Below are 4738 nucleotides of genomic sequence, written 5' to 3'. Positions count from 1 at the left end.
CGGCGTGCTGCCAGCACACTGACCGACACCGCCTCCGGCATCGCCCACCTCCACAACATCATCCTCGCGGGATGACGCCAACACCGTTGCCGGCCAACGTCTTCACCGAGTTACGAGACGTCCTTTAGCCCTGGCCGACGCCGGCATTAGGGAACTGTTCGTCGGTCGAGGCGTTCGCCGCGCGCTTCTCGGCATGACAGAGCACCCCCGGAGGCGGTATCGGCGGGCGGCTGTTCGGTCCGGCCCTGGCGGGCGGCTGGTCGAGTGTCGGCGACCCTGGTGTGGTCGGCCGGAGGGGGCGCGTTGGGCGGTCGGAACCGACTTTGTCAGGTCCGGCGTGGTGAACCCACCCCGACGGCCGGTCGCATGTGCGCAAAGTCAGATGCGTGGAACTTACGACCGTCACCACCGTCCCGCGTCCCGGCACGCTGTGCTGCCCGAGCTCGCCCCCCAGGTCAGCGGCGGCTAGTCGCCCCGGGGACCACCCTGGCAGTGAAGATCCACAAAGTTGACCACAGTGGACGGTGACCGCCGATCGGTCTGTCGGCATCCCCATCATGATCCAGACCAGGCGACACACAGAACCACTGGTCAGCACAGGTCGGCACGAACCCCCACCAAGACAGCACAGTGACAACGGAGCACCATCGGAGCACCAGATTCCAAATACTGGGAAATTCCGTCCCAACACTTAGATGCAGTCAAGGCCGTGACCGGCATTTCCGCTGGTCACGGCCTTGATCGTGAAGTGCGCCCGAAGGGACTCGAACCCCTAACCTTCTGATCCGTAGTCAGATGCTCTATCCATTGAGCTACGGGCGCTCAGTGCTCGGCCAGTCTACACACCCGGCTTTTGCGCGGAGACTCCGGGATTCGAACCCGGGAGGGGCTTTAAGACCCCAACCGCATTAGCAGTGCGGCGCCATAGACCAGACTAGGCGAAGTCTCCCCGGTGGCCCGAAGGCCACCGCGCCCGAGGATACAGGTCCGCCCCCGCCGGGAGCAAAGCGACTACCGGAGCCGCGCCGGGCCGCCGTGTTTCCACCGTGTGCCAGGTCACGTCCACGACTACGCTCCATCGATATGCAGGAGCAGCCGCCGAGCGATCCCCCCGCCGCCAAGACCCGGCGGAGCCGCTCCCCCCGACCGACCTTCAGCCCGCCGCCCGCGCCCGAGCCGACGCCGACCGACGCGACGGGCGACATCCCGCCACGGAAGCGGGCACGCCGGGCCGCGCCGACAGTGCTCTTCCAGCCGCCCGCGCCGGCCCCGGAGGACGCGCCGACCCTGGAGGATGCACCGGCCCCGGAGGACGCGCCGGCCCTCGACACACCGCGGGCTCCGCGCCCGCGTCCGGCAGTGGACTCGTCCACCACCGATCCGGGTACGCCGGCCGGCGTGCCGCCCACAGAGCCGCCCGCGACCAGTTCCGGCGCTCCTGCCGACGAGCCACCGGCGTCCGCCGGCGAGGCGGCCCCGAAGCGGGTGGTCCGCACCCCCGCCGAGAAGAAGGCCGCTCCGAGCGCGCGGAAGGCCGCACCGGCTGCCCGGAAGGCCGCACCGGCCCGGAAGACTCCCGTCCCGCCGGAGTTCGCCGCGCCGACCGGGGTGGAGCCAGGCGCGCCCGACGCCGCGGCGAAGGAAGCCGAATCCGCGCCTCGGGCCACCCGGGCCCGCCGGACCACCAGGAGCGCCCCGGCCGCGAAGACCAGCCCGGCGAAGCGCGCGACCAAGCGGACGCCTTCCGGGTCGTCACCGGACGTGGCGGCCGGCGAAGACCACGAGCCGGTGGCAGCCGTCGACGTCTCCCTCGGGCCGGACGCAGGACCAGACGCGGAGACGTCCACCGGACCAACCGTCACCAGCGAGCGGGACGCGGAGACGTCCATGGCACCGGCTATCACCGCCGAGCCGGTCCCGACACCCACGACACCCGAGCAGAACAGCGTCGCGCTGACGGGCGCGGCGGATGCGCGTACCCCGGCGGAGGGTTGGCGGGCGGTGGGGCCGCGCCTGCGCGACCACCCGGGGTTCGCGCCGGAGCTGCTGGCTCTGGCCGCGGTGGACGCGCTCGGGCCGCGGGCCCGGAGCTGGGTGGAGCAGGTCCGCGGGGCCTACCCGCAGGCGGACGCCGACGGGGTGGCCCGGTTGGCGGCCCGGCGGTTCGTCCGGATGGCCGGTACGGGTGGTGCGCTGGCGGCGGGGGCCGGGCTGTTCGCGCCGGCGGCCGAGCTGGCGGCGGTGCTCTGGACGCAGGCGAACCTGGTGCTGCACGTGGCCGCCGCCTACGGGCACGACCCGGCGGATCCGGACCGGGCGGCGGAGTTGCTGGTGCTGACGTCGGTGCACCCGGACGAGGGCGCCGCGCGGTCGGCGCTGGCGGCGGCCCGGGAGGTCGGCGAGCCGGCGGACGGGCCGTGGGGCCGGGTGGCCGAGGCGGCCTGGCGGCTGGCCACGCCGGTGGCCGCGCAGGCGGGCGGCTGGCTCGGGTTGCGGCTGGCCGCGCGGTTGCTGCCGGGTGCGGCGGTGCTGGCGGCCGTGGCCGGCGGCACGGCGGCGGCGGAGCGGGTCGCCGGGCGGGCGGTGACGCGGTACCGGTCGGCGGGTCGGAGTCAGCCGAACCAGGACAACTAGAGCCAGCCGAACCAGGATTTCGGCAGCAGCGCGTAGCCGACGAAGGCGACCACGTCGAGCAGCGTGTGCGCGACGATCAGCGGGGCCACCCGGCGGGTACGCAGGTAGACCAGCCCGAAGATCACCCCCATCACGGCGTTGCCGACGAACGCGCCGAAGCCCTGGTAGAGGTGGTATGAACCGCGCAGCACGGCGCTTGTCGCGAGCACCGCGCCGATCCGCCAGTTGAGCTGCCGCAGCCGGGTGACCAGGTAGCCGACCACGATCACCTCCTCCAGCACGGCGTTCTGCACGGCGGCGAGGATCAGCACCGGCACCGCCCACCAGAGGTGCGGCAGCGCGGCCGGCACCAGCGTGGCGTTGGCGCCGACCTGGGCCGCCACCCAGACCAGCCCCAACCCGGGCAGGCCGATGAGCGCGGCCAGGCCCGCGCCCCGGACCAGGTCGGAGCCGGGCCGGCTGAGGTCGACGCCGAGCGTCCGCGCCGGGTCGCCGGGGTCACGCGCCAGCAGATGTACGGCGAGCAGCACCGGCAGCAGCGCGAAGGCGACCCCGAGCAGTTGGTAGGTGAGGTCGAGGTACGGCCGGGCCGAGGCGGACGTGTTGAGCGCGGCGGTCTGCTTCGACAGCCCGCCGGACGCGGTGAGCTTCGCGATCAGCGAGACGAGCGCGTACACGGCCGACTGGCCCAGGGAGAGACCGAGCACGAGCAGCGTCTCCGTGCCCAGCACCCGGCGGGAGACCGGGCGGGCCAACTCGCCGACAGTCACCGGACCATGAAACCACTTCGACGGTCAGGTGAGCCGATCGCACATTGTGTGCGACCGGCGGACACGCTCCGTGGACATTCTGTCCGGGCCGATCCGCCGCCCGGAGAAGGAGCGTGCCCCTGTGGAGAACGTCGCGCGGCTGCTGAAGGAGAGTTGGGCCCTGGTCGAGGAGCACGGGGAGCGGCTCGCCGGCCACTTCTACGCCCGGCTGTTCCTGCTCGACCCGGAGCTGCGCCAGCTCTTCCCGGTGCAGATGAGCGGGCAGCGCGACCGGCTGCTGGAGGCGATCGTGACGGCCGCCCAGACGGTGGACGATCCGGAGACGTTCGACGAGTACCTGCGCGCGCTGGGCCGGGACCACCGGAAGTACCACGTGTCGGCCGGGCACTACGAGACGCTCGGCATCGCCCTGCTGGACGGGTTGCGCTCGGTCGCCGGGGACCGCTGGAGCCTGGAGTACGACCAGGCGTGGCGGGAGGCGTACGCGAGCATCAGCGCACGGATGCGGGCCGGCGCGGAGGCCGACACCAACCCACCGTTCTGGCACGCCGAGGTGCTGACCCACGAACGGCTCGGCCCGGACACGGCGGTGTTGACCGTGCGGGCGCTCCAGGACCCCCTGCCCTGGCAGGCCGGCCAGTACGTGAGCGTGGAGGTGCCGCGTTACCTCCCCCAGACGTGGCGGACGTACTCGGTGGCGAACGCCCCGAACGAGGAGAACGTGCTGGAGTTCCACGTCCGCACGCCGGCCGGGGGCGCCGGTTGGGTCTCCGGCGCGTTGGTCCGCCGGACCAAGCCGGGCGACCTGCTGCGGCTGGCCGCGCCGATGGGCTCGATGACGCTGGACCCGGACTCCACCCGGGACATCCTGTGCGTCGCCGGTGGGGTCGGGCTGGCCCCGATCAAGGCGCTTGTCGAGGAGTTGACCCGGGTCAACCGGACCCGCTGGGTGCACGTCTTTTTCGGCGCCCGCCGCCCGGACGAGCTGTACGGGCTGCCCGGCCTGGAGGAGCTGGTGACGACCTACCCGTGGTTGTCGGTGACGCCGTCGTGCAGCGACGACCCGGACTTCTCCGGCGAGCACGGTGACGTCGCCGAGGTGGTCGCCAGGTACGGGCCGTGGACCACGCACGACTGCTACGTCTCGGGCTCGGCCACCATGGTCCGGGCGACCCTGCGGGCGCTCGCCGCCGACGACGTCCCGCCGGACCACATCCGGTACGACACCTTCGGCACCCTCTAGGGCCTGTGTCGAAGTCGGTGCGAGGGCTTGAGCTGTTGGGTGAGGATCTTGGCGTGTCGGTGTTCGAGATGTAGCGAGGTCTCCGGTATCT

The 4738-nt window shown here is 72.5% G+C and carries 3 protein-coding genes and 2 tRNA genes; 2 read left to right on the top strand and 3 right to left on the bottom strand.

Translation table 11 applies throughout. The features are described 5' to 3' along the window. Window positions 1-749: 749 nt before the first annotated feature. Together SM450_RS30900 and SM450_RS30895 are read right to left on the bottom strand one after the other, a co-directional pair. Window positions 750-822, bottom strand: a tRNA-Arg gene (locus SM450_RS30900). Window positions 823-858: 36 nt separating this feature from the next. Beyond that, window positions 859-949, bottom strand: a tRNA-Ser gene (locus SM450_RS30895). Window positions 950-1083: 134 nt separating this feature from the next. Between SM450_RS30895 and SM450_RS30890 the strand changes: the two genes are divergently transcribed. Next, a complete protein-coding gene (locus tag SM450_RS30890; protein ID WP_474623306.1) occupies window positions 1084-2634 on the top strand; it encodes a hypothetical protein in 1551 nt (516 codons plus the stop codon). Here the strand turns inward: SM450_RS30890 and SM450_RS30885 are convergent. Then, a complete protein-coding gene (locus SM450_RS30885; RefSeq protein WP_474623305.1) occupies window positions 2631-3404 on the bottom strand; it encodes a CPBP family intramembrane glutamic endopeptidase in 774 nt (257 codons plus the stop codon). The two genes, SM450_RS30890 and SM450_RS30885, sit on opposite strands and share 4 nt — an antisense overlap. Before the next feature lie 121 nt (window positions 3405-3525). On the opposite strand from SM450_RS30885, the gene SM450_RS30880 reads away from it, so the two are divergent. Beyond that, a complete protein-coding gene (locus SM450_RS30880) occupies window positions 3526-4647 on the top strand; it encodes a globin domain-containing protein (protein WP_474623307.1) in 1122 nt (373 codons plus the stop codon). Window positions 4648-4738: the final 91 nt, after the last annotated feature.

It is taken from the genome of Micromonospora marincola, from assembly GCF_056150385.1.
This window is presented reverse-complemented; position numbering and strand designations above follow the sequence as displayed.